Source organism: Mesorhizobium sp. M5C.F.Ca.IN.020.32.2.1, assembly GCF_004023105.1.
GTDB classification, from domain to species: domain Bacteria; phylum Pseudomonadota; class Alphaproteobacteria; order Rhizobiales; family Rhizobiaceae; genus Mesorhizobium; species Mesorhizobium wenxiniae.
Genome location: NZ_RZSX01000711.1, coordinates 1 through 3,370 on the forward strand (window position 1 = coordinate 1; position 3,370 = coordinate 3,370).

Below are 3,370 nucleotides of genomic sequence, written 5' to 3' on the forward strand. Positions count from 1 at the left end.
CGGACTGGCGGGAGGTTTTCCGATCTCGCAATCCTTCGTCGCCGGCGCCGGCTTCGTGCTGACCTCGACAGCGATCGTCATGCAGCTTCTGGAGGAACGTGGTGAGATCGCTGCGCCCAAAGGCCAGCGCATCGTCTCCATCCTGCTGCTCGAGGACCTGGCGATCGTGCCGTTGCTGGCCCTGATCGCCTTCCTGGCGCCGGGCGGCGCCGATATGAGCTTGACGCAGCGGCTGACGGAGGTGGGCATAGGCCTTGCCGCCATCGTTGGGCTGGTGCTGGCCGGGCGTTATCTGCTCAATCCGTTCTTCCGCATCCTGGCGGACGCCCGCGCCCGCGAAGTGATGACCGCAGCCGCCCTTCTGGTCGTTCTGGGGTCGGCGCTTGCCATGCAGCTCAGCGGCCTGTCGATGGCGATGGGCGCCTTCCTGGCCGGCGTGCTTTTGTCGGAGTCCACCTTCCGCCATCAGCTGGAGGCCGACGTCGAACCATTCCGCGGTGTGCTGCTCGGGCTGTTCTTCCTCGCTGTCGGCATGTCGCTCGACCTGCATGTGGTCGTCCAGAACTGGCGCCTTGTCACCATCTACGTCGTCGCCTACATGGTGATAAAGGCGATCGGCATCTACCTCGTCGCCCGCATACTCAAGACCAGTCATCGAGAAGCGCTCGAGCGTGCCGTCTTCATGGCGCAAGGCGGCGAATTCGCCTTCGTTCTCTATTCGGCCGCCGCGGTAGTCGGCATCATCGACAGCCAGGCTAACGCGACCCTGACGGCGATCGTCATCATCTCCATGGTGCTGACACCGCTGGCCATTCTGGCATTGCGGTATCTGACGCCGCGCGACGAGCAGTCGCTCGAAGGCGTCGACATCGCCGATGGCCTTACCGGCAGCGTGCTGATCATCGGCTTCGGCCGCTTCGGCCAGATCGCCAGCCAGCCGCTGCTGTTGCGCGGGATCGATGTCTCGATCATCGACAATGAGGTCGAGATGATCCAGGCGGCAGCTGATTTCGGTTTCAAGGTCTATTATGGCGACGGCACGCGGCTGGACATTCTGCGTGCCGCAGGCGCCGGCCGCGCGCGCGCCGTGTTGATCTGCGTCGACAAGCCAGATGTCGCCGTCCGGATCGCAGAGCTCATCAAGGCGGAGTTTCCCCTGCTGACCGTGCTGGCACGCGCCTTCGACCGCGGAACCGCATTGCAGCTGATCCGTGCCGGCGTCGATTTCCAGATTCGCGAAACCTTCGAATCGGCGCTTGTCTTCGGCGGCTCCACACTAGAAGCGCTGGGCGTCGACCCGGCGGAAGTCGCCGAGGTGATCGAGGATGTCCGCCGCCGCGATGCTGCCCGTTTCGAGTTGCAGCTCGCCGAAGGCGTTCGCGCCGGAGCGCGCTTCCTCAAGGGCAATATCGGCACGCCCATTCCGACACCGCTCAGCCAGCCGCGCCGCACCGGTCAGGCGCTCAATGAAGAAACCGCCGGCGTTCTGCACAAATCCGAGCCTGCGGACTAAATACCTGGAGCAAACAGATGACCGAACTGGACGAACGTGCGCTCTCCGTCACCAGATTCTGGCGTGACGCCGGGAAAGATGCGTGGTTCGAAAAGAATGACGCCTTCGACGCGGAGTTCCGCAACCGGTTTCTCGACCTGCACTACGCTGCCGCACGGCGTGAATGCGATGACTGGTCGGAGCATGCCGAAGGCTCACTGGCACTGATGATCCTGCTCGACCAGTTCCCGCGAAACTGCTTTCGCGGCACCGGCCATATGTATGCAACCGACCCGCTGGCGAGGCATTTTGCCGAAAAGGCGACCGCCGCCGGCCAGGATCTGGCGCTCGACGAAGACCTGCGCGCCTTCCTCTATTTGCCGTATGAGCATTCGGAGCAACTCGCCGACCAGCTCAAATCGATGGACCTTTTTACCGCCAAAGCCCAATCCTATCTGAAATATGCGGTCGAGCACCTGGAGATCATTCAGCGCTTCGGCCGCTTTCCGCATCGAAACAGGATGCTTGGCCGCGAGACGACGCCTGAGGAACAGGTGTTCCTCGACGGGGGCGGATTTTCCGGCTGAGCTCAGTGCATCGGAGCCAAAACTGGTTAGAGGTTTTGGTCCGATGCTTTAGGTCAGCCACCAATCCCGGCCAGACGGCAGTCGCTCGATGCCGGCGCTATCGAGCGCGGCAAGCCGCTCCGCCACACTTCTGCCGTCGACGGTGAGGTCAGGCGCGATCTCGGCCAGCGGCGCCAGAACGAAAGCGCGCTCCAGCATGCGCGGATGCGGCACTTCCAGCCCGGATTCGTGGATAATCCGATCGCCGAACACCAAAATGTCGATGTCGATCAGCCGTGGACCCCAGCGCTCCTCGCGCACCCGCTTCAGTCTGCGCTCGACGTCGAGACAGAGATCGAGCAATGCGTGTGGTGCGAGCACAGTCGAAATTTCGGCAGCCGCATTGAGAAAATCCGGCTGGTCGAGCTTGCCCCAAGGCGGCGTGCGGTAAAGCGAGGAGACGACAACGACGCGCGCGTTCTCGTCAGCGTCCAGCATACGCAGCGCAGCGCCCATCGACCTTGCCGGGTCACCGAGATTGCCGCCAAGGCTGAGGTAAACCGTGTTATTCTGGCCAGACAACGGTCACCTCGACATGATCGAGCACACCGGGCACTGGCGCATTCGGCTTGCGCACGGTGATCTCGGCCTTTTTGATCTGAGGAAACCGGGCCGTCAGCGCCCGGGCCACCTCCAGCGCCAGCGCTTCTATCAGAAAACGCCTCTCGCCGGTTATGATCTTTTCGATCACTCCGAAGGCGACACCATAGTGGACGGTATCCTCGATGGAATCATCGACCAGCGCGCGGCCGGGTTCGACGGAGAGCGCAGCGTCGACATAGAAACGCTGGCCGAGCGTCTCCTCCTCATCCAGCACGCCGTGCCGGGCGAAGAAGGCGCAGTTCTTCATGCGGATGACATACATCGCTCAGCGTCCCGCTCGATTAGAGCGACGTGCATCCACTTGGACGCAAAAACTACGCTCTAACGCTTTCAATCTACGCATCCTGCTTTCCGAAAATCGATTTTGATTTTCGAGCCTATGCGGTGGTTTCACGGGCCAGCATAGCATCCGCAAGCGCCAGCGCATCCACATTGATTGCGACATCGTGGACGCGAAAAAGCTGCGCGCCCTTGAGTCTCAGGATAACGCTCGTCGCCGCTGTTCCGGCCCCCCTGGCCGAGGCGTCGCGGCCGGTGACGACGCCGATGAAGCGCTTTCGCGATGTACCCGCCATCAGCGGAAAGCCCAAGGCATCAAGTTCGGAAAACCGTGCCATCAGGTCGAGATTTTCCTCCGCTGTTTCCTTGG

5 protein-coding genes are annotated in these 3,370 nt (G+C 62.1%); 2 read left to right on the forward strand and 3 right to left on the reverse strand.

The genetic code is table 11. The features are described 5' to 3' along the window. Both EOA86_RS27480 and EOA86_RS27485 read left to right on the forward strand, forming a co-directional pair. On the forward strand, positions 1-1,513 hold a 1,513-nt coding region (locus EOA86_RS27480; RefSeq protein ID WP_128344557.1), incomplete at its 5' end, for a cation:proton antiporter. A gap of 17 nt (positions 1,514-1,530) precedes the next feature. Beyond that, positions 1,531-2,079, forward strand: a complete 549-nt coding sequence (locus EOA86_RS27485; protein WP_127211861.1) for a DUF924 family protein — start codon at positions 1,531-1,533, stop codon at positions 2,077-2,079. A gap of 48 nt (positions 2,080-2,127) precedes the next feature. Here the strand turns inward: EOA86_RS27485 and folK are convergent, their stop codons facing one another. From folK to EOA86_RS27500, 3 genes are all read right to left on the reverse strand, one after another. Further along, the gene (folK, locus tag EOA86_RS27490) at positions 2,128-2,640 is read right to left on the reverse strand and encodes a 2-amino-4-hydroxy-6-hydroxymethyldihydropteridine diphosphokinase (RefSeq protein ID WP_128344559.1); all 513 of its coding nucleotides are present in this window, start codon (positions 2,638-2,640) and stop codon (positions 2,128-2,130) included. Continuing rightward, positions 2,624-2,983: a dihydroneopterin aldolase gene (gene folB, locus EOA86_RS27495; protein WP_029352935.1), complete on the reverse strand. Its 360-nt coding sequence runs from the start codon at positions 2,981-2,983 to the stop codon at positions 2,624-2,626. The genes folK and folB overlap by 17 nt, the downstream gene beginning before the upstream one ends. 115 nt (positions 2,984-3,098) lie before the next feature. Then, a partial coding sequence (locus EOA86_RS27500) for a dihydropteroate synthase (protein WP_164892022.1) occupies positions 3,099-3,370 on the reverse strand: 272 nt, incomplete at its 5' end.